Raw genomic sequence first — 18,653 nt, forward strand, 5'->3', positions numbered from 1 at the left:
CCAGGGTGAGAGCGTGAACATTTTGTTAAATTTCACCCAGTTTTTTGAGACCCGCATTGAGTACCGTTTCCAGATATTCACTGCTCATTCCTGCGATTTTTTGCTTCCGTCTTACGCTCGCCTTGCGTGAAGTCTCGGCCCTGAGCATGTTCAGCCCCATGTGCCGGATGCACGCCAAAATCTCTGCGGCATCACCGCGATAAATCGGGCAATCATCCTCGCCCATCGTGACGTCCAGCACCCAGTGCAGGCTATTTTCGATGGCCCAGTGCCCACGCACCGCTCGCGCAAACTCATCCTGCACCAACGCTTTGGAACTGATGAAATAACGCTGCTCTATGGTAATTTTTTGCATATTTTCAACGCGATAGGAGATGGCCACGCCAATGCTGTGCAACTGTTTCCAATGAGGAAACTGGGCGGCCAACTCGCCCGCCGCCATGACATGGTACTCACGACCATCGATGCGGCCATGAGCCTTCTCAAGCGTCATCGTCTCTGCGCATAACGGGGTGGCCGCCAGCGGGGCGAGGGCCTGTCGAACCGCCTCGAACAACTTGGGTTGGTTGCCTTTGACGGCCAATAAGTAATCGCCACCTTGCTGAAGGATGGTCTCGGCGATCTCGGTCTGGCACCCCATCGCATCGATGGATACCAGGCAGCCTTTGATGTCGAGCAGCGCCAGCAACTCGGGAATAGCGGTAATTTCATTGGACTTGGCGTCGGTTTTTATCTGTCCGAGCACCAGCTTATTGGCGGCGGCATAGGCACTGACCATGTGAATGGTCGACGTTCGATCCTCACGGTCATAGGAACTGCGCAGGGTTTTGCCATCGATAGCGACCAGGGCGCCATCGGTGTGCTGGTTAATGGCTTGAGTCCACCGCACAAAGGCGGCCTGAAACGGCTCTGGTTTGATGCCGGAGATGATCCTGGCAATGGTGTCATGGACAGGAATGCCGTTTTTAAACAGTCCCTTGGATTGAAACCAGGGAAGATGAACCTCGCCGAAATCCTCAATATCTTCCCAGCCCTCAGCCCCGCCGATCACGGCACAGACGGTGAGAAACAGGACATCGTAGAAGGGATAATAAATCTTGGCATGCTGGCGAGGGTCGTGAATATTGTCGAAGAACTGAGCGAAAACGGCATCAATAGACATGAGAGCACTCCTGAAAAGGAGCATGAGATCACAGCCGGATCACCAGGTCAAATTTCAGGGTGAGGATGTGAGCAAATTGTTAACTATGGAAATCATGGAAATTATCATTTTTTGGATTTCATGCGCATTTTTTGAGCTGAAATGACGTGCAGTGACGATTAAAAAGTGTGAAGGCGATCCTGACTATAAAGTTAACTGCATATCACAGGCCTATAAGTATTTGTTTTGTAGGCAAAAAACTATTTTTAATTTTTAACAAAATGTTCACGATCTCGCCCTGCATAATCCGCACCATAAAACCTGCGATCTGCATCATGTAAGTGAGCCGTCTTGGCGGCTATTTAGGAGGAACTTTGGACAAGAACATGAAAATCCTCATCGTCGATGACTTTTCAACGATGCGCCGGATTATCAAGAACTTGCTGCGTGACCTGGGATACAACAATACCCATGAAGCAGACGATGGCAACACGGCGTTGCCGATGCTGAAAAATGGCGACTTCCAGTTCGTGGTCACCGACTGGAACATGCCCGGCATGCAGGGCATCGACCTGCTCAAGGCGATTCGCCTCGACGACAAGCTCAAGCACCTGCCGGTTCTGATGGTGACTGCCGAAGCCAAACGCGAGCAGATCATCGAAGCCGCCCAGGCCGGGGTCAATGGCTATATCGTCAAGCCGTTCACCGCTGCCACCCTCAAAGAGAAGCTCGACAAAATCTTTGAACGTATCGGCTAAGGAGCGGCAGGGATGAAGGCCAAAACGAGTGCCATGATCTCGCTTGACCAGGCAAGGATGCTGGTTGCCCACCTGGAGCGGGAAGAGTTTGAACAGGCCGATACCATCCTCGCCGATGTGTGCGCCCCCAATGCGGCGGCCCTGTTTGACAAGGTGGGGCAGCTGACCCGCCAATTGCACAACTCATTGCAGGATTTTCGCCTGGATCCCAGGATCCCCGACCTGGCCACCCATGAAATCCCGGATGCCCGGGAGCGTCTGAGCTATGTCATCGACATGACGGACAAGGCGGCCAATCGCACCATGGATGCGGTCGAGGCAAGCCTTCCCATCGCCGATCGACTCAACGACAACATTCAGCTGGTCATGCCCAACTGGAATGCCCTGATGAGCCGGGATCTCGAGCTGGGTCAATTCAAGGCGCTGTGCCATCAACTGAATGATTTTATTAAGGCTTCTGAGACGGATGCCGATAAGTTACGACAACTGCTGACGGAAATTCTGATGGCTCAGGATTTCCAGGACCTGACCGGTCAGATGATCCGCAAGGTGATCAAACTGGTGCAGGAAGTTGAAACGAAGTTGATAGAGATGCTGACCATGTTCGGTGAGGGCGTTAGCGACAATTCGGCACGTAGCCTGCCAGTGAGAGGCATCGAGGCGGAAGGCCCCATCATGAACCCGCAGACCCGCTCAGATGTGGTCAATGGTCAAGATGATGTGGACGATCTGCTGTCTAGCCTGGGATTCTAATGGAGTGACGCATGGCCTTCGAAGTTGATGAAGACATACTGCAAGACTTTTTGGTCGAAGCATCAGAAATATTGGAACAGTTGTCTGAACAACTGGTCGACTTGGAAAAGCGGCCCGATGACAAGAACCTGTTGAACGCCATCTTCCGCGGCTTCCACACCGTCAAGGGGGGAGCGGGCTTCCTCTCCCTCACCGAACTGGTGGATGTCTGTCACGGTGCCGAGAACCTGTTCGACATGCTGCGCAACGGCAAGCGGACCCTCAGTGCCGAGCTGATGGATGTCATCTTGCAGGCGCTGGATGCCATCAACGTCATGTTTGCCCAGGTCCAGAACCGCGAAGAGATAAGCCCCGCTTCTCCCGATCTGCTGCACGATCTGCACGAGCTGTGCAAGCCGGAAGGGCAGGAGCAGCTGCGTACCGCCAGCGTGGCGGCCCAGCCAGCACCCGAGCCTGAGCCCGAACCCGCACCAGAACCCGAGGTCATCGCCGAGGTGGCGCCTGTCGCCGTCAATGGCGGTGGCTCCATCGACGAGATCTCCGCCGACGAATTTGAACGCCTGCTCGATGAGCTGCACGGTGTCGGCAAAGCGCCGACGGTCTCTGCCGCCCCCGTGCTGAGCGGTTCAGGTGACATCACAGACGACGAATTCGAGGCTCTGCTCGACCAGCTCCATGGTCAGGGCCAGCACGGTGGTGCCCCCGATCTGGCCCCCCTGCAGTCGGTCCAGAAAGAGGTGGACGAGCTCATCGACGACGATGAGTTCGAGCGCCTGCTGGATGAACTGCACGGCCGTGGCCAGGCGCCCCAGCACAGTCTGGCACCTGCTCCTGCGCCCGAACCCAAGGCTCCGGCACCCGCTGCCCCCGCAGCCCCGGTGACGCCGCCCAAGGCGCCAGTGGCCGCCAAACCTGCGCCGGCAGAGCCCACAGCGCCAGCCAGGGCCGCCCCTGCCAAGCAGGCCGCTCCCGCCGAGAGCAGCGCGGTACAGAGCGATACCACGGTGCGGGTGGATACCAAGACCCTGGACGTCATCATGAACATGGTGGGCGAACTGGTGCTGGTGAGAAACCGCCTGGTGAGCCTCGGCATCGCCAGCAATGACGAAGAGATGTCCAAGGCTGTCGCGAACCTCGACGTCGTGACCGCCGATCTGCAGGGCGCGGTCATGAAGACCCGCATGCAGCCTATCAAGAAAGTATTCGGCCGCTTCCCGCGCGTGGTGCGCGATCTGGCTCGTACCCTCAAGAAGGAGATCGAGCTGGTGATGGTGGGTGAGGACACGGATCTGGACAAGAACCTGGTGGAGGCCCTGGCCGACCCCCTGGTTCACCTGGTGCGCAACTCCTGCGACCATGGCGTCGAGATGCCGGACGTGCGCGAGAAAGCGGGCAAGCCCCGTCAGGGCACCATCACCCTGAGCGCCTCCCAGCAAGGGGACCACATTCTGCTCTGCATCGAGGATGACGGCGCAGGGATGGACCCGGAGAAGCTCAAGTCCATCGCCATCAGCCGTGGCGTGCTCGATGCTGACAGCGCGGCACGCATGAGCGACAACGATGCCTACAACCTGATCTTCGCCCCCGGCTTCTCCACTAAGTCGGAGATCTCCGACATCTCCGGCCGTGGAGTGGGCATGGACGTGGTGAAGACCAGCATCGTCAGCCTCAATGGCTCGGTGCACATCGATTCCACCTGGGGCAAGGGCACCCGTCTCGAGATCAAGGTTCCCCTGACCCTGGCCATTCTGCCTACCCTGATGGTGGAGGTGGGTCAACAGACCTTCGCCCTGCCCCTCGGTTGCGTGAATGAGATTTTCCACCTGGATCTGAAAAAGGCCAACGTGGTGGATGGCCAGCTCACCATCATCGTCCGTGACAAGGCGATTCCGCTGTTCTACCTGCACAAGTGGCTGGTACGCGGTGCCGGCAAGACGGCCCGCCAGGACCAGGGCCACGTGGTCATCGTCCAGATAGGGACCCAGCAGGTGGGCTTCGTGGTAGACAACCTCATCGGTCAGGAAGAGGTGGTGATAAAGCCCCTGGACAACCTGCTGCAAGGTACCCCCGGCATGGCCGGCGCCACGATTACCAGCGACGGCGGCATCGCCCTCATTCTGGATGTGCCCAGCCTGCTCAAGGCCTATGCCCGTCGCCACTGAGCGCCAGGCTCAAGGAGTTAAAAGAATAACAATGGCAGTCAAGGTATTAGTGGTCGACGATTCGAGTTTCTTCCGCCGTCGGGTCAGCGAAATCATCAATCAGGATCCCCTGATGACGGTGATCGACACGGCCCAGAACGGGCGGGAGGCGGTAGACAAGGCGCAGCAGTTGCGGCCCGACGTCATTACCATGGACATTGAAATGCCGGTGCTCGACGGCATCAGCGCCGTGCGCGAGATCATGGTCAAGTGTCCGACCCCCATCCTGATGTTCTCCTCCCTGACCCACGAGGGAGCCAAGGCAACACTGGATGCGCTGGATGCGGGCGCCCTCGATTTTCTGCCCAAGAAGTTTGAAGACATCGCCCGGGACAAGGACGAAGCCGTCAACCTGCTGCAGCAGCGGGTCAAGGAGATCGCTCGCAAACGCTTCCTGATGGCGACCCGACCCCGTGTCCCCGAGCCTGCCGTCCGGCCCGCCGTCACAGGGAACCTGAATCGTCCCTTGGCCGAACGCCAGCCCGAGCCTGCGCGGGCAGCGGCGGCTCCCGCCGCATTCAAGCGCAGTGGCAAGAGTTACCAGCTGGTTGCCATCGGTACCTCCACCGGCGGGCCGGTGGCACTGCAGAACGTGCTGACCAAGCTGCCGGGGGATTTCCCTCATCCCATCCTGCTGATCCAGCACATGCCGGCCACCTTCACCGCTGCCTTTGCCGCCCGCCTCAACGGGCTGTGCCAGATAGGGGTCAAGGAGGCGCAGGACGGCGACGTGCTCAAGCCGGGTCAGGCCTATCTTGCCCCCGGTGGCAAGCAGATGCTGCTGGAAGGGCGCGGGCCCGGTGCCCGTCTTCGCATCATCGATGGCAATGACAAAGTCAACTACAAACCCTGCGTGGACATCACCTTCGCCTCCGCCGCCAAGACCTATGGCGACAAGGTGCTGGCCATCGTCCTGACCGGCATGGGCGCGGATGGCCGCGACGGTGCCCGTCTGCTCAAGGAGCAGGGGGCGACCATCTGGGCGCAGGATGAAGCCTCCTGCGTGGTCTATGGCATGCCCCAGGCCGTTGCCAAGGCGGGCATAGCAAGCGAATCCCTGCCGCTGGATCGGGTGGCCCAGCGCATTCTGGTCGAGTTGGGTCGCTGACCATGGGCATGCTCGGCCTGGTGCTGGCGCTGGGGGCCGTCGCCATCGCCCAGTGGTGGCATGGCGGGAGCCTGCTGACCCTGCTGGATGGCCCGGCCTTTGTCATCGTCGTCGGGGGAACCTGGGGGGCGGTGATCTTGCAGACTCCCCGCAGGTACCTGCTCAGTGCCCTGAGGCAGGCAACCTGGATGCTGTTTCCGCCGCAGCTGGATCTTGCGGAGCAGGCCGAGCGCCTGAAGGCGTGGGCCCAGTTCGCCCGCCAGCAAGGCTTGCTGGCGCTGGAAAACCAGGCCGATGCCGAGCCCGATCCCTTCACCCGCCAGGGGCTTTCCATGATTGTGGATGGCGTCTCCATCGAGGATATCCGCAGCCTGCTGGAGGCGGACATCGACATCGAGCAGGAGCGCAACGAGCACTCGGCCAGGGTGTTCGAGTCCATGGGGGGGTACAGCCCCACCATCGGCATCATCGGGGCCGTGATTGGCCTCATCCAGGCCATGTTTCATCTGGAGGAGCCAGGCACCCTGGGGGCAGGCATTGCCGTGGCCTTCGTCGCCACCATCTACGGGGTGGGCTTTGCCAACTTGCTCTATCTGCCGATTGCGAATCGGCTGCGCGCCTTCCACTACCATTACGGCCTCTATCAGGAGATGACCCTGGAGGGGCTTCTGGCCATCGCCCACGGGGAGAACGGCCCGCAGGTTGAAAGGCGGTTACGGGCTTATCTGAAAGGGGAGTAGCCATGCGCAAGCGCTATCGTTTGCACCTGCAAGGGCGAGAGCATCTCGATCGCTGGCTGGTCTCCTATGCCGATTACATGACGCTCATCTTCGCCCTTTTCGTGGTGCTCTACTCCGTTGCCATCGTCAACAAGGAGGAGTACCGCGCCGTCATCGAGGGCATGACCCAGGCCTTCAACCAGGCGCCGCGCAGCGATGGCCTGCTGGAAGGGCGGGGCAATTCCTTGTTGGACAACCCGGTCTCGGCCGCCCCCAGCCTGCTGGAGAGCCAGGCCTCTGCGTCCCCTTCGCGGGCCCCCATCACGGGCACGCCCGTCTCGCAAGATGGCACGGCTCTTGCGCAGATCGACATGCAGATCCAGGAGTCCATGGGCGCCCTGGTCGATGCGGGGGTGGTGAAGCTTGCGCAGGATGACAACTGGCTGACGGTGGAGCTGAGTTCAGGTCTCCTGTTCAACAGTGGCAGCGCTTTTCTGGGGAACAATGCCGCACCCGTGCTCGATACGCTTTCAGGTATTCTCAAACCGGTCGATAACTATGTCAGGGTGCGGGGCTACACGGATAACCAACCGATAAACAACGAAATTTTCCGCTCCAACTGGACATTGTCAGCGGCCCGCGCCGAGGCAGTGCTCAATGCCCTGGTGGGCAAGGGGGTGGCTCCCGGTCGGCTCGCCTACGAGGCGTACGGAGAGTTTTCCCCCTTCGTCGACAATGGCACCGAGCAGGGACGATTACAGAATCGCAAGGTGGTGGTCGCCATATCCAGGTTCGCCTGGGTGCCGCCAGTCCCCGTCAAACCGCTGACGGCGGCACCGGTGCAGGACGCACCGCAGAGTGTCGACAGTGAAAAGATCAGGGTGATCGCGCTGCCCGGTGGGGGCATACGCATAACAACAAGGCAGGATTGATACAGTGATTGTTTGGACGGTTGCCAATCAGAAAGGTGGAGTCGGTAAAACTACCACGGTCGTCTCCCTGGCGGGCATTCTGGCCCAGCGTGGCCAGCGGGTACTGCTGATCGACACCGACCCACACGCCTCCCTGACCTCCTATCTCGATTTCGACTCGGACAGGCTGGAAGGCACCCTGTACGAGTTGTTCCAGGCGGCCAAACCCAGCGCCGAGCTGGTCAACCGGATGACCCTCAAGACCCGATTCGAGAACATCAGCCTGCTGCCCGCCTCGATTACCCTGGCCACGCTGGATCGGGTGATGGGCAACCGGGAAGGGATGGGGCTGGTGCTCAAGCGCGCTCTGCTGCGGGTGCAGGATCAGTTCGACTACGTGCTCATCGACTGTCCGCCGGTGCTGGGGGTCATGATGGTGAACGCGCTGGCGGCCTGCGATCGCATCCTGGTGCCGGTGCAGACTGAATTCCTGGCCCTCAAGGGGCTGGAGCGGATGATGAAGACCTTCGAGATCATGCAGCGCTCCAAGCGGGAGAAGTTCCGCTACACCATCATTCCGACCATGTTTGACAAGCGTACCCGCGCCTCCCTGATGACATTGCAGTCCATCAAGGAGCAGTATGGGGAGGCGGTGTGGAATGCGGTCATTCCCATCGACACCAAATTCAGGGATGCCAGTCTGGTGCACATTCCTCCCTCCATCTATGCACCGGGCAGCCGGGGCACCTATGCCTATGAGACCCTGCTCAACCATCTCGACGCGCTGGAGCGTCAACGGACCCAGGAGGTGATGCCGTGAGAGAGACCACCCAGGTTCGGGCCATGGACGACTATTTCCACTCCCTGCTGCTGGACGATGCCCTGCTGCGGGAAGATCCCGAAGACGAAGCACCGGCCCCTGCGTTGCAACGTCAGACCGTCGCCGTGCCGGAGGTGGCTGCCACCCCCTATCTTGAAGCCGATACCCGACTGGCCCAGCTGAGCGAGCTGCTTGCCCAGGTGGGACAGGTCCAGTTCGAGATGGATGCCCTGAGCCACGAAGAGGTGCATGTCGAGCCATTCCAGCTCGAGGCGGAGGTGGTTGACAGTGAGCCTCTGGTCGCCCTGGCAGAGCCGGTGGTGGAAGCTGTGGCGGAGGAAGTCGAGCCCGTCGCCCTCGCGGTGGCAGAACCCGCGCCCGCCCTCGAAGCGGCGCCCGCACCGTCGACCTGGGAGAACCTGGATACCGGCAACGAGTTTCAGGCGCTCTTCTTCGACGTGGCCGGGGTGACGTTTGCGGTGCCTCTGACCGAGTTGGGGGGCATCCATCAACTGGGGGAGGTGACCTCTCTCTTCGGCCAGCCGGGCTGGTACAAGGGGATCATGACCTCCCGCGAGCAGAAGATGAACGTGGTGGACACGGCCCAGTGGGTCATGCCGGGCCAGCATCTGGAGATGGACGATTACAAATATCTGATTATGCTGGGAGAATCACCCTGGGGATTGGCCTGTCACCAGTTGAAGGGCACAGAACTGCTGCACCGGGACCAGGTGAAGTGGCGCCATCAGGAGGGCAAGCGCCCCTGGTTGGCCGGCATGGTCAAGGAGAAGATGTGTGCCCTGCTGCACGTCAGGGAGCTCTTGCTGCTGCTAGGACGGGGCGTGAACATCGAAGGCCGCTGACAACGTCGGCATCGCCATGGTTTTATTGCTAATTTTACCCGTTGACGGGTTCATACAAGGATCAAGAAGATGACAGAGAAGCGCAATATTGCACAGAATCTGGCCGAAGACGAAGTGCTGCAGTGGGTGACCTTCCAGTTGGAAAACGAGACCTATGGCATCAACGTGATGCAGGTTCAGGAAGTGTTGCGCTACACCGAGATCGCACCGGTCCCGGGTGCACCTGACTACGTGCTGGGCATCATCAACCTGCGTGGCAACGTGGTGACCGTCATCGATACCCGCTCCCGTTTCGGCCTGCCGGCCGGGGACGTGAGCGAGAACTCCCGCATCGTCATCATCGAGGCGGAGAAGCAGGTGATCGGCATCATGGTGGACAGCGTGGCCGAGGTGGTCTATCTGCGCTCCTCCGAGATCGATGCCGCCCCGGCGGTGGGCACCGAGGAGAGCGCCAAGTTCATCCAGGGCGTCAGCAACCGTGACGGCCAACTGCTGATCCTGGTGGATCTCAACAAGCTGCTCTCCGACGAAGAGTGGGAAGACATTGGTTCCCTGTAACAGGGACGGGAACGTGCGGACGGGGGCGATGGCACCTGTCCGCCTCCCTGTGACGGTAAGGTGATGGTTTGATGATTGAATTTGCAGCCTTGGGGTTGTCCTTGCTCGCACTGGTGCTGGCCCTTTACGGGATCCTGGGGCACCGTCGTCGCCAGCGAGAGTCCGAGGCCAGGGTGGAAGCGCTGCAGGGGCAGCTCGAGAGTCTGCGCAAGCAGATGATGGAGTTGCACACGGGTGCCATCGGCATGGGTCAGCGTCTGCAAGCCGCAGAAGGGGCCATGCAGAAGATCCACGACAGCCAGCAGGAGCTGACGTTGCAGGATCCGGAGCGCCGCCTCTACAGCCGCGCCGCCAAGATGGTGGAGCTTGGTGCCGATCTGGACGAGGTGATGAGCGAGTGCGAGTTGCCCCAGGCGGAAGCGGAGCTGCTTATTTCCTTGCGAAAGGGACGCAGCTGACGGATGTGTCGCGGGGAGGCCGGTGCCTCCCCGCTTTCTGTTCGGCCCGTGGCCACCTCTTTCATGATGCCGGGACGGTGGATAGTCCTTTGGCATCAATCTCTTTGGTGGGGGCGCGATCTTCCCCACAAATCCTGTTGATTATTGGCATCTTTGAAAAGACGCCTCCGGATCCTGTGTTAAGATGCAGGCCGCCTCATTTTCAACGATTACATCCCCATGCTGCTTCAAGCGAACAATCTGAGCTGCGTGCGTGAAGATCGCACCCTGTTTGAACATCTCTCCTTCGCGGTGCGTGCCGGGGATTTGATGCAGATTGAGGGTCCCAACGGGGTGGGCAAGACCAGCCTGTTGCGCCTGCTCACCGGCCTCTCCCAGCCCTTTGCTGGCGAGGTGTGCTGGAATGGGGAGAATATCCGCCATTGCCGGGATGAATACCACGCCAGCCTGCTTTACCTGGGCCATCAGCCCGGCGTCAAGGCGACCCTGACCCCCCTTGAGAATCTCTCCTTCTACCAGAAGCTTCATGGCCCTGCCGGGGACGGCGTGGATCTCTGGCGGGTGCTGGCCCAGGTCGGCCTCGCCGGTTTCGAAGACTATCCCGCGGGGCAGCTCTCCGCCGGGCAGCAGCGACGGGTGGCGCTGGCCAGGTTGTGGCTGAGCGAGCGACCGGCGCTCTGGATCCTGGACGAGCCCTTCACCGCCATCGACAAGCAGGGGGTCAGGGTGCTGGAGCAGTTGTTCCTCGCCCACGCGGACAGGGGGGGCATGGTGGTCCTTACGACCCACCAGGATCTGACCCTGATGCAGGGACGGCTCAAGACCCTCTCTCTGACCTCGCTGTTGCAGGAGTAGCCCATGCTGCGCGCCGTCATACACCTTATTCACCGCGAGTTGCTGATGGCCCTGCGCCAGCGCGCCGACATCTTCAACCCGCTCTGGTTCTTCCTCATCGTCATCACCCTGTTTCCATTGGGGATCGGGCCCGAGCCCCAGTTGCTGGCCCGCATCGCTCCCGGCATCATCTGGGTGGCGGCCCTGCTGGCGGCCATGCTCTCCCTGGAGCGGCTGTTTCGTGACGACTTCAGTGACGGCGCCCTGGAGCAGATGATGCTGATGCCCCATCCCCTGGGGTTGCTGGCCCTGGCCAAAGTGATCGCTCACTGGTTGCTGACCGGTCTGCCGCTGTTGCTGGTCTCCCCCTTGCTCGCCATCCTGCTCTCCCTGGAGCTGAAGACCTATCTGGCCGTGGTGGCCACCCTGGCGCTCGGTACACCGGTGCTGAGCCTGCTCGGGGCGGTCGGAGTAGCGCTGACCGCAGGGCTGCGCAAGGGGGGCGTGCTGCTCAGCCTGCTGCTGCTGCCGCTCTATATTCCGGTGCTTATCTTCGCCACGTCCGCCATCGACGCGGCCAGCATGGGACTGCCCTATGCCGGTCAGCTCGCCATCCTGGGGGCCATGCTGGTGGGGGCATTGACCCTGACGCCCCTGGCTATCTCGGCGGCGCTGCGGGTGAGTGTCAACTGATTGATTTGGTGAAAAGATTTTCGTTTGAAGCCTTGTTAGGGGCGAGATAGTTGAGATAGATCAAGGGGATGGCTGCTTATTGCTTTCGGGGGATATGATGTTTTTCCCCCATGGGTATGGTAGCCCTCGCCACTTAAAAATTAATAACTGAAAGGTTTCGTGAGCTATGTGGAAATGGTTGCACCCTTATGCCAAACCCGAGCGCGCCTATGGGCTGGCCGGCACCCTGCTGCCCTGGTTTGCCGTGACAAGCCTGCTTGCCTTCATCATCGGCACCGTCTGGGGGCTGGCTTTTGCACCCGCCGATTACCAGCAGGGCGACTCTTTCAGGATCATCTATATCCATGTGCCTTCCGCCATCCTCTCCATGGGCGCCTACTCCACCATGGCGGTGGCCGCCTTCATTGGCCTGGTGTGGCAACTGCGCATGGCAGACATGACGGTGGCGGCCATCGCCCCGGTGGGGGCCGTCTTCACCTTCATTGCCCTCTTTACCGGCGCCGCCTGGGGCAAACCCATGTGGGGCACCTGGTGGGTGTGGGATGCCCGGCTCACCTCCGAGCTCATCCTGCTGTTCCTCTATCTGGGTGTCATCGCCCTCTACAACGCCTTCAGCGACAAGGTGGTGGCGGGCCGCGCCGCCGGCATCCTGGCGCTGGTCGGGGTGATCAACCTGCCCATCATCCACTACTCGGTGGAGTGGTGGAACACCCTGCACCAGGGGGCCACCATCACCAAGTTTGACAAACCCTCCATCTCCCCCGAGATGCTGTGGCCGCTGCTCATCATGATCCTGGCGTTCGCCGCGTTTCTCGGTGCCCTGACCCTGATGCGTTTTCGCAATGAGCTGCTGATGCGGGAGTGGCACCGCCCCTGGGTCGCCGACATCGCCAGGCAGGAGAAGTAAGCATGCACTTTGCCTCGTTCAGTGATTTCATGGCCATGGGAGGCTATGCCTTCTACGTCTGGCTCTCCTTCGGTCTGACCCTGCTCTGCCTGGTCGGCATCGTCATTTCCACCCGATTGAAGACCCGCAGCCTGCTCGGCGAACTGCGCAACAAGCAGGCTCGGGAGGCACGCCGCAAGGCGGCCCAGCAGATGGAGAACACCCTATGAACCCGCGCCGCAAGAAACGCCTCACCATCATCCTGGCCATCAGCCTGGGCCTTGTCAGCGTGACTGGCCTGGTGCTCTATGCCCTGAGCCAGAACATCGACCTCTTCTACACCCCGAGCGAGCTGGTGGAAGGGAAGGGGCCGGAGAAGATCAAGCCCGAGGAGGGGCAGCGCCTGCGCATCGGTGGCCTGGTGGTGCCGGGGTCTGTGGTGCGGGATCCCCAGAGCCTCAAGGTAGCCTTCAAGCTGGTGGACAACGGCGGCCATCTGGTGACGGTGGAGTTTGACGGCATCCTGCCGGATCTCTTCCGGGAAGGGCAGGGGATCGTCGCCCAGGGCACCCTCAAGGATGCCACCACGGTCGCCGCCTTCGAGGTGCTGGCCAAGCACGACGAGAACTACATGCCGCCGGAAGTGGCCGACGCCACCAACGGCATGCACTTCAAGCCCGAATACACAGAGGCACAGTTGCAGGGAGCCAAGCAATGATGCCGGTATGCGCCAAGAATTCACTTCTTTATACCGCCAAATCGGCAGGTTTCTCCGTGCAATCGAGAGGGAATAGTCAATGATCCCGGAATTAGGGCAGTTCTCACTGATCCTGGCCTTCGCCACCGCCCTGCTGCTGGGCAGTTACCCGCTGATCGGGGCCCATCTCGGTCGTCTTGGCATGATGTCGGCGGCCCGCCCGCTCGCCTACAGCCAGTTCCTGCTGCTGCTGCTGTCGTTTATCTGCCTCACCTGGGCCTTTATCGACAACGACTTCACCGTGCAGTACGTGGCCACCAACTCCAACAGCCTGCTGCCCCTGCAATACCGCATCTCGGCGGTGTGGGGAGCCCATGAAGGCTCGCTGCTGCTCTGGGTGCTGACCCTGGGGGGCTGGACGGCGGCGGTGGCCCTCTTCAGCCGTCGCCTGCCGCTCGATGCGGTGGCGCGGGTACTCGGGGTGCTCGGCCTTATCTCGGTGGGCTTCACCGCCTTTGTGCTGTTCACCTCGGATCCTTTCACCCGCACCCTGCCGTATTTCCCGGTGGACGGGCGGGATCTCAATCCGCTGCTGCAGGACCCGGGTCTCATCTTCCACCCCCCCATGCTCTACATGGGCTACGTGGGCTTCTCGGTGGCCTTCGCCTTCGCCATCGCCTCCCTGATGACGGGGCGTCTGGACGCCACTTGGGCGCGCTGGTCCCGTCCCTGGACCATGGCGGCCTGGGTCTTCCTGACGCTGGGCATCGTGCTCGGTTCCTGGTGGGCCTATTACGAACTCGGCTGGGGCGGCTGGTGGTTCTGGGACCCGGTGGAAAACGCCTCCTTCATGCCCTGGCTGGCGGGCACGGCCCTGCTCCACTCCCTCGCGGTGAGCGAGAAGCGCGCCACCTTCAAGGCCTGGACCGTGCTGCTGGCGCTCTCGGCCTTCTCCCTGAGCCTGCTCGGCACCTTCCTGGTGCGTTCCGGCGTGCTGGTATCGGTCCATGCGTTTGCCTCGGACCCGACCCGGGGTCTGTTTATCCTGGGCTTCCTGCTGGCGGTGATAGGCAGCTCCCTGCTGCTGTTCGCCTTCAAGGGCTCCCAGGTGAAGAGCCACGGCAAGCATGAGCTGTGGAGCCGCGAGACCCTGCTCCTTGGCAACAACATCCTGCTGGTGGCGGGTCTGCTCACCGTGCTGCTCGGCACCCTGTTGCCCCTGGTGCACAAGGAGCTGGGGCTTGGCAGCATCTCCATCGGCACCCCCTTCTTCAACCACATCTACAGCTGGCTCATCATCCCCTTCGCCCTGCTGCTGGGGGTGGGCCCCCTGTTCCGCTGGCGCCGCCAGGATCTCGGTGAGCTCAAGGGCAAGGTGATGCTCGCCCTGGTGCTGAGCCTGGCCGCGGCTCTGCTGTTGCCCAAACTCTTTGCCGAGGCGTTCAAACCCTGGGCTGCGCTCGGTATCGGCCTTGGCGTCTGGATCATCGTCACCAGTGTGCAGGAGACCTGGGCGCGGGCCACCCACAAACACGGTTTTGCCACCGGCGTGCGCAAGCTTGGCAACAGCCACTGGGCCATGATCCTGGGGCACGTGGGGCTCGCGGTCAGCATCATCGGCATCGCCTGCACCCAGAACTACAGCATCGAGAAGGACCTGCGGATGCAGGCCGGCGATCGCGTCCAGTTCGCCGATTACGAGTTCGTCTTCACCGGCATCAAGGAGAAGAACGGCCCCAACTACGACGGTTTCAAGGGCGTGCTGGAAGTGCACCGGGATGGCAAGCAGGTAGCCCTGCTCAAACCCGAGAAGCGGATGTACACCGTGAGCCGCATGCCGATGACCGAGGCGGCCATCGATGCGGGTGTTACCCGGGATCTCTATGCGGCGCTCGGCGAGCAGCTCGACAACGGCGCCTGGGCGGTACGGATCTACTACAAGCCCTTCGTGCGCTGGATCTGGTTCGGCGGCGTCTTCATGGCCCTCGGCGGCGTGCTGGCCATGCTGGACAAGCGCTACCGCTTCGGACGTCGTGACGAGGAGGCCAAGGCATGAACAAGAAGACCTGGCTCTATCTGCTGCCCTTCATCATCTTCCTGATGGGGGCCGTGTTTCTGTTCAAGGGGCTCTACTCCGATCCCACCAAGCTCGAATCCGTGATGGTGGACAAGGAGGTGCCCGTGTTCACCCTGCAGGACATCTATGACCTGGGCAAGCAGCACGACAGGAGCATCCTCAAGGGGCGCCCCATGCTGCTCAACGTCTGGGCCACCTGGTGCCCGACCTGTTACGGGGAACACACCTACCTCAAGGAGCTGGCGGGGCAGGGGATCTACATCGTCGGCATGAACTACAAGGACGAGCGTGACAAGGCCATCAAGTGGCTGGCGGAGCTTGGCAATCCCTACCAGGTCAACCTCTACGATCCGGACGGCATGCTGGGGCTGGATCTCGGTGTCTATGGCGCGCCCGAGACCTTCTTCATCGACAGCCAGGGCATCATCCGCTATCGCCACGTGGGGGACATCAACCCAGACGTCTGGGCCAGTACCCTCAAACCCATCTTCGATGCCATGAAGTGAGGCCTCCTCGATGAAAACACTGATTGCATCCCTGTTGCTGCTGGCCGGTCTCGTCTGCGCCGGACAGGCCCGCGCCGCCATCGATGTCTACACCTTCGAGAGCGACACCCAGGAGCAGACCTTTCGCGAGCTGACCCGCGAGCTGCGCTGCCCCAAGTGCCAGAACCAGGATATCGCGGACTCCAACGCCGGGCTCGCCAAGGATCTGCGGGACAAGACCTACCAGATGGTGCGCGAGGGCAAGGAGAAGCAGGAAGTGGTGGACTACATGGTGGCCCGCTACGGCAACTTCATTCTCTATGATCCCCCCCTGATGGCCTCGACCCTGATCCTCTGGCTTGGCCCCTTGCTGGTCATCGTGATTGGCGTCGTCACCGTGGTGGTGCGAAGCCGCCGCCATGCCCCTGCTCCCTTTCAACAGCCTGAAGGCACCCTGAGTGCAGAAGAGCAGGCCAGGCTGTCCGCCCTGCTCAAAGAGGAAGAGAAACCATGACCCCATTCTGGATACTGGGTGCGGCCCTGCTGGTGCTGGCGAGCCTGGCGCTGATCGTGCCGCTCTGGCGCGGCGAGGGCCGGCAGAGCATCAGTCGCTCGGCCCTCAACAAGCAGCTTTATCGGCAGCGCCTGCTGGAGATAGGGGAAGAGCGGGAGCAGGGGATACTGGCGGAGGAGCCGGAATCCCTGGTGGAGCTGCAGCGCAGCCTCCTGGACGATATTCCCGACGTGGAGCAGACCGCCCGTGGCGGCAAGAGCCTGATCTGGATCCCCGGTGTGCTGGTGCTGGCGGTGGTGAGCATCGGCCTCTACGCCAAGCTCGGCGCCTGGCAGGAGGTGAGCCGCTGGCAGGATGCCAGCAGCCGGTTGGGGGAGCTCAGCAATCGCATCCTGGTGGAGCGCGACACCCGGGTGACCGAGCAGGATCTGCTGGACTTCACCCTGGCCCTGCGAACCCGGCTGAAAGAAGAACCGAACGACTATCGCGGCTGGCTGCTGCTGGGGCGCCTGACCCTGGATGGCAATGATCCCGAGATGGCCCGCGAGGCGCTGGAGCGTGCCTACGCCCTCGCGCCCCAGAAGGCCATGGTGGCGGTGCCCTATGCCCAGGCCCTGATGATGACGGGGGAGGAAGCCCGTGCGGATCAGCTGTTGCAGGCGGTCATTGCCGAGGACCCGGCCAACATCGAGGCCCGCTCCGTCCACGCCTTCATGGCCCTGCAAAAAGAGGATTTCCAGACCGCCCTCGACCGCTGGCAGGGGATGTTGCCGCTGCTGGAGCCGGGCTCGGCCCGCTACACCATGGTGGAGCGCTCCATGGAGTACGCCAGGCAGCAGCTTGGCCAGCGTGGCATCGCCGTGACCACCCCGTCTGCCGAAGGCCAGGCACAAGCCGAGGTGCTGGCGGTGAAAGAGGGGGAGTTCCCCCTGCACATCACCCTGGCGCCGGGCATCAAGATGCCGGAAGATGCCCATCTGTTCGTCTTTGCGGTGATCCCCAACGGTCCGCCCATGCCCATCGCGGTCAAGCGCATTGCAGACCCGCATCTCCCGCTCACCCTCTCCCTGGGGGACGGGGATGCCATGATGGAGGGGAGCAAGCTGGTGGCCCATGCCGAGCTGCAGTTCAAGGCGCGCCTCTCCCGAGGTGGCAACGTCATGAACAAGGAAGGCGCCTTTGAAGGGGTTTCGGTCACCGTGCCGACCAGCACCATCCCCACAGCGCCGATTGACATCCGCATCGATCACGCCCTCTAATACGCTTTTGGCCCACCCCTTGGGGTGGGCCCCCTGTATAATTCATATCAATACCCAAAAAAATCTTAGGACTTTCATATGTATCTGCGTTCAGGAGCATTGGCGGTGGCATTGCTGCTCGCGGGCTGTGCGGGCGGCCCTCCCAAGCCGGGCCCGGAGAGCCTGGATCTCGGCGAGACCCCGAGCCGCCCCGGGGCATCCAGCACGGCCAGCGATCCTCGCGACCCCTTCCAGGGGCCCAACCGTGCCATGTGGGCCGTCAACTATGACGTGCTGGAGCCCTATGTGGCGCGCCCCGTGGTACACGGCTATGCCCGCTATGTCCCGCAAGGGGTGAGGGACAGCATCGAGAATTTCGTGGACAACTTCGACGAGCCGAGCAGCATGGTAAACCACCTGCTGGTGGGTGATCTGAAAGGGGCCGGTACCAACCTGGGCCGCTTCACCCTCAACACCACTGTGGGCCTGCTCGGTCTGTTCGACGTGGCCAAGCATGCGGGCCTGGCTCGCAACACGCTGGAGATGGATACCGTGCTCGGCAAGGCCGACATCGGGGATGGCGCCTATCTGATGGTGCCGGTCTACGGTCCCACCACCACCCGGCAACTGGTAGGGGATACCATCGATACCATCTACTTCCCCTATGCCCTGCTGACCTTCCCGCTGAAGGTGGTGCACTGGGCACTGGATGGCCTCGGTACCCGCTCCAAGCTGATCGATCAGGAGCGTATCATCGACAACGCGCTGGATCCTTACGCCCTGACCAAGGACTTCTACTTGCAGTACAACGATGGCAAGGTGACGGGCCGCAAACCCGAGCTCCAGGAGCAGAAGCCAGAGGCGGCGGATGATGGCAACCTCGACGATTACATGGACGAGATAGACCAGTAAGCACGGTCATCTTCCACAAGGCGCCTG

At 61.5% G+C, this 18,653-nt stretch carries 21 protein-coding genes; 20 read left to right on the forward strand and 1 reads right to left on the reverse strand.

Annotated features, from left to right (window positions below; genetic code table 11):
* Positions 1–25: 25 nt before the first annotated feature.
* Positions 26–1,162 (reverse strand): ISAs1-like element ISAs12 family transposase, encoded by a 1,137-nt coding sequence (locus AB5Y64_RS15400; RefSeq protein WP_021141311.1) that lies wholly within the window; start codon positions 1,160–1,162, stop codon positions 26–28.
* Positions 1,163–1,515: 353 nt separating this feature from the next.
* Between AB5Y64_RS15400 and cheY the strand changes: the two genes are divergently transcribed.
* The 20 genes from cheY to AB5Y64_RS15500 all read left to right on the forward strand — a co-directional run bounded on the left by cheY (position 1,516) and on the right by AB5Y64_RS15500 (position 18,626).
* Entirely contained in the window at positions 1,516–1,899 is a 384-nt protein-coding gene (cheY, locus tag AB5Y64_RS15405; protein WP_010673934.1) for a chemotaxis response regulator CheY, read from the forward strand.
* A 12-nt stretch (positions 1,900–1,911) separates the two neighbouring features.
* The gene (locus AB5Y64_RS15410) at positions 1,912–2,652 is read left to right on the forward strand and encodes a protein phosphatase CheZ (protein WP_171865497.1); all 741 of its coding nucleotides are present in this window, start codon (positions 1,912–1,914) and stop codon (positions 2,650–2,652) included.
* An 11-nt stretch (positions 2,653–2,663) separates the two neighbouring features.
* Positions 2,664–4,814, forward strand: a complete 2,151-nt coding sequence (locus AB5Y64_RS15415; RefSeq protein WP_124244013.1) for a chemotaxis protein CheA — start codon at positions 2,664–2,666, stop codon at positions 4,812–4,814.
* Positions 4,815–4,845: 31 nt separating this feature from the next.
* Complete coding sequence (locus AB5Y64_RS15420; protein WP_368204182.1) at positions 4,846–5,961, forward strand: chemotaxis response regulator protein-glutamate methylesterase; 1,116 nt, start codon at positions 4,846–4,848, stop codon at positions 5,959–5,961.
* A gap of 2 nt (positions 5,962–5,963) precedes the next feature.
* Positions 5,964–6,701 carry a flagellar motor protein gene (locus tag AB5Y64_RS15425; RefSeq protein ID WP_319894984.1) on the forward strand — a complete coding sequence of 246 codons (738 nt, stop codon included), beginning with the start codon at positions 5,964–5,966 and terminating at the stop codon, positions 6,699–6,701.
* A 2-nt stretch (positions 6,702–6,703) separates the two neighbouring features.
* Complete coding sequence (locus AB5Y64_RS15430; protein ID WP_319894986.1) at positions 6,704–7,612, forward strand: OmpA family protein; 909 nt, start codon at positions 6,704–6,706, stop codon at positions 7,610–7,612.
* A gap of 4 nt (positions 7,613–7,616) precedes the next feature.
* The gene (locus tag AB5Y64_RS15435) at positions 7,617–8,411 is read left to right on the forward strand and encodes a ParA family protein (RefSeq protein WP_010673940.1); all 795 of its coding nucleotides are present in this window, start codon (positions 7,617–7,619) and stop codon (positions 8,409–8,411) included.
* Positions 8,408–9,274 (forward strand): chemotaxis protein CheW, encoded by an 867-nt coding sequence (locus tag AB5Y64_RS15440; protein ID WP_134996663.1) that lies wholly within the window; start codon positions 8,408–8,410, stop codon positions 9,272–9,274. Before AB5Y64_RS15435 ends, AB5Y64_RS15440 begins: the two co-directional genes overlap by 4 nt.
* Positions 9,275–9,343: 69 nt before the next feature.
* Positions 9,344–9,832 carry a chemotaxis protein CheW gene (locus AB5Y64_RS15445; RefSeq protein WP_010673942.1) on the forward strand — a complete coding sequence of 163 codons (489 nt, stop codon included), beginning with the start codon at positions 9,344–9,346 and terminating at the stop codon, positions 9,830–9,832.
* Between the two features lie 71 nt (positions 9,833–9,903).
* Positions 9,904–10,290, forward strand: a complete 387-nt coding sequence (locus AB5Y64_RS15450) for a DUF2802 domain-containing protein (protein WP_010673943.1) — start codon at positions 9,904–9,906, stop codon at positions 10,288–10,290.
* 219 nt (positions 10,291–10,509) lie between these two features.
* Positions 10,510–11,145 (forward strand): cytochrome c biogenesis heme-transporting ATPase CcmA, encoded by a 636-nt coding sequence (gene ccmA / locus AB5Y64_RS15455; protein ID WP_039039903.1) that lies wholly within the window; start codon positions 10,510–10,512, stop codon positions 11,143–11,145.
* A 3-nt stretch (positions 11,146–11,148) separates the two neighbouring features.
* Complete coding sequence (ccmB, locus tag AB5Y64_RS15460; protein WP_010673945.1) at positions 11,149–11,817, forward strand: heme exporter protein CcmB; 669 nt, start codon at positions 11,149–11,151, stop codon at positions 11,815–11,817.
* Positions 11,818–11,983: 166 nt separating this feature from the next.
* Positions 11,984–12,724: a heme ABC transporter permease gene (locus AB5Y64_RS15465; protein WP_010673946.1), complete on the forward strand. Its 741-nt coding sequence runs from the start codon at positions 11,984–11,986 to the stop codon at positions 12,722–12,724.
* A gap of 2 nt (positions 12,725–12,726) precedes the next feature.
* Entirely contained in the window at positions 12,727–12,933 is a 207-nt protein-coding gene (ccmD, locus tag AB5Y64_RS15470) for a heme exporter protein CcmD (protein ID WP_039039901.1), read from the forward strand.
* Positions 12,930–13,421, forward strand: a complete 492-nt coding sequence (gene ccmE, locus AB5Y64_RS15475) for a cytochrome c maturation protein CcmE (protein ID WP_052815847.1) — start codon at positions 12,930–12,932, stop codon at positions 13,419–13,421. The genes ccmD and ccmE overlap by 4 nt, the downstream gene beginning before the upstream one ends.
* A gap of 79 nt (positions 13,422–13,500) precedes the next feature.
* Positions 13,501–15,456 (forward strand): heme lyase CcmF/NrfE family subunit, encoded by a 1,956-nt coding sequence (locus AB5Y64_RS15480; protein WP_109112098.1) that lies wholly within the window; start codon positions 13,501–13,503, stop codon positions 15,454–15,456.
* Positions 15,453–15,983: a DsbE family thiol:disulfide interchange protein gene (locus AB5Y64_RS15485; RefSeq protein ID WP_103243522.1), complete on the forward strand. Its 531-nt coding sequence runs from the start codon at positions 15,453–15,455 to the stop codon at positions 15,981–15,983. The genes AB5Y64_RS15480 and AB5Y64_RS15485 overlap by 4 nt, the downstream gene beginning before the upstream one ends.
* A 10-nt stretch (positions 15,984–15,993) precedes the next feature.
* The gene (locus AB5Y64_RS15490) at positions 15,994–16,476 is read left to right on the forward strand and encodes a cytochrome c-type biogenesis protein (RefSeq protein WP_103243521.1); all 483 of its coding nucleotides are present in this window, start codon (positions 15,994–15,996) and stop codon (positions 16,474–16,476) included.
* Positions 16,473–17,735 carry a c-type cytochrome biogenesis protein CcmI gene (ccmI, locus tag AB5Y64_RS15495; RefSeq protein WP_103243520.1) on the forward strand — a complete coding sequence of 421 codons (1,263 nt, stop codon included), beginning with the start codon at positions 16,473–16,475 and terminating at the stop codon, positions 17,733–17,735. Before AB5Y64_RS15490 ends, ccmI begins: the two co-directional genes overlap by 4 nt.
* Positions 17,736–17,813: 78 nt before the next feature.
* Positions 17,814–18,626: a VacJ family lipoprotein gene (locus tag AB5Y64_RS15500; RefSeq protein ID WP_029314176.1), complete on the forward strand. Its 813-nt coding sequence runs from the start codon at positions 17,814–17,816 to the stop codon at positions 18,624–18,626.
* Positions 18,627–18,653: the final 27 nt, after the last annotated feature.

The sequence above is a fragment of the Aeromonas sp. R5-1 genome (genome assembly GCF_040908265.1).
GTDB lineage: Bacteria > Pseudomonadota > Gammaproteobacteria > Enterobacterales > Aeromonadaceae > Aeromonas > Aeromonas caviae.

Coding starts and splice junctions, on each gene's coding strand:
- AB5Y64_RS15400 (WP_021141311.1), bottom strand. CDS start 1,162: ATGTCTATTGATGCCGTTTTCGCTCAGTTCTTCGACAATATTCACGAC.
- AB5Y64_RS15410 (WP_171865497.1), top strand. CDS start 1,912: ATGAAGGCCAAAACGAGTGCCATGATCTCGCTTGACCAGGCAAGGATG.
- AB5Y64_RS15415 (WP_124244013.1), top strand. CDS start 2,664: ATGGCCTTCGAAGTTGATGAAGACATACTGCAAGACTTTTTGGTCGAA.
- AB5Y64_RS15420 (WP_368204182.1), top strand. CDS start 4,846: ATGGCAGTCAAGGTATTAGTGGTCGACGATTCGAGTTTCTTCCGCCGT.
- AB5Y64_RS15425 (WP_319894984.1), top strand. CDS start 5,964: ATGGGCATGCTCGGCCTGGTGCTGGCGCTGGGGGCCGTCGCCATCGCC.
- AB5Y64_RS15430 (WP_319894986.1), top strand. CDS start 6,704: ATGCGCAAGCGCTATCGTTTGCACCTGCAAGGGCGAGAGCATCTCGAT.
- AB5Y64_RS15445 (WP_010673942.1), top strand. CDS start 9,344: ATGACAGAGAAGCGCAATATTGCACAGAATCTGGCCGAAGACGAAGTG.
- AB5Y64_RS15450 (WP_010673943.1), top strand. CDS start 9,904: ATGATTGAATTTGCAGCCTTGGGGTTGTCCTTGCTCGCACTGGTGCTG.
- ccmA (WP_039039903.1), top strand. CDS start 10,510: ATGCTGCTTCAAGCGAACAATCTGAGCTGCGTGCGTGAAGATCGCACC.
- ccmB (WP_010673945.1), top strand. CDS start 11,149: ATGCTGCGCGCCGTCATACACCTTATTCACCGCGAGTTGCTGATGGCC.
- AB5Y64_RS15465 (WP_010673946.1), top strand. CDS start 11,984: ATGTGGAAATGGTTGCACCCTTATGCCAAACCCGAGCGCGCCTATGGG.
- ccmD (WP_039039901.1), top strand. CDS start 12,727: ATGCACTTTGCCTCGTTCAGTGATTTCATGGCCATGGGAGGCTATGCC.
- ccmE (WP_052815847.1), top strand. CDS start 12,930: ATGAACCCGCGCCGCAAGAAACGCCTCACCATCATCCTGGCCATCAGC.
- AB5Y64_RS15480 (WP_109112098.1), top strand. CDS start 13,501: ATGATCCCGGAATTAGGGCAGTTCTCACTGATCCTGGCCTTCGCCACC.
- AB5Y64_RS15485 (WP_103243522.1), top strand. CDS start 15,453: ATGAACAAGAAGACCTGGCTCTATCTGCTGCCCTTCATCATCTTCCTG.
- AB5Y64_RS15490 (WP_103243521.1), top strand. CDS start 15,994: ATGAAAACACTGATTGCATCCCTGTTGCTGCTGGCCGGTCTCGTCTGC.
- ccmI (WP_103243520.1), top strand. CDS start 16,473: ATGACCCCATTCTGGATACTGGGTGCGGCCCTGCTGGTGCTGGCGAGC.
- AB5Y64_RS15500 (WP_029314176.1), top strand. CDS start 17,814: ATGTATCTGCGTTCAGGAGCATTGGCGGTGGCATTGCTGCTCGCGGGC.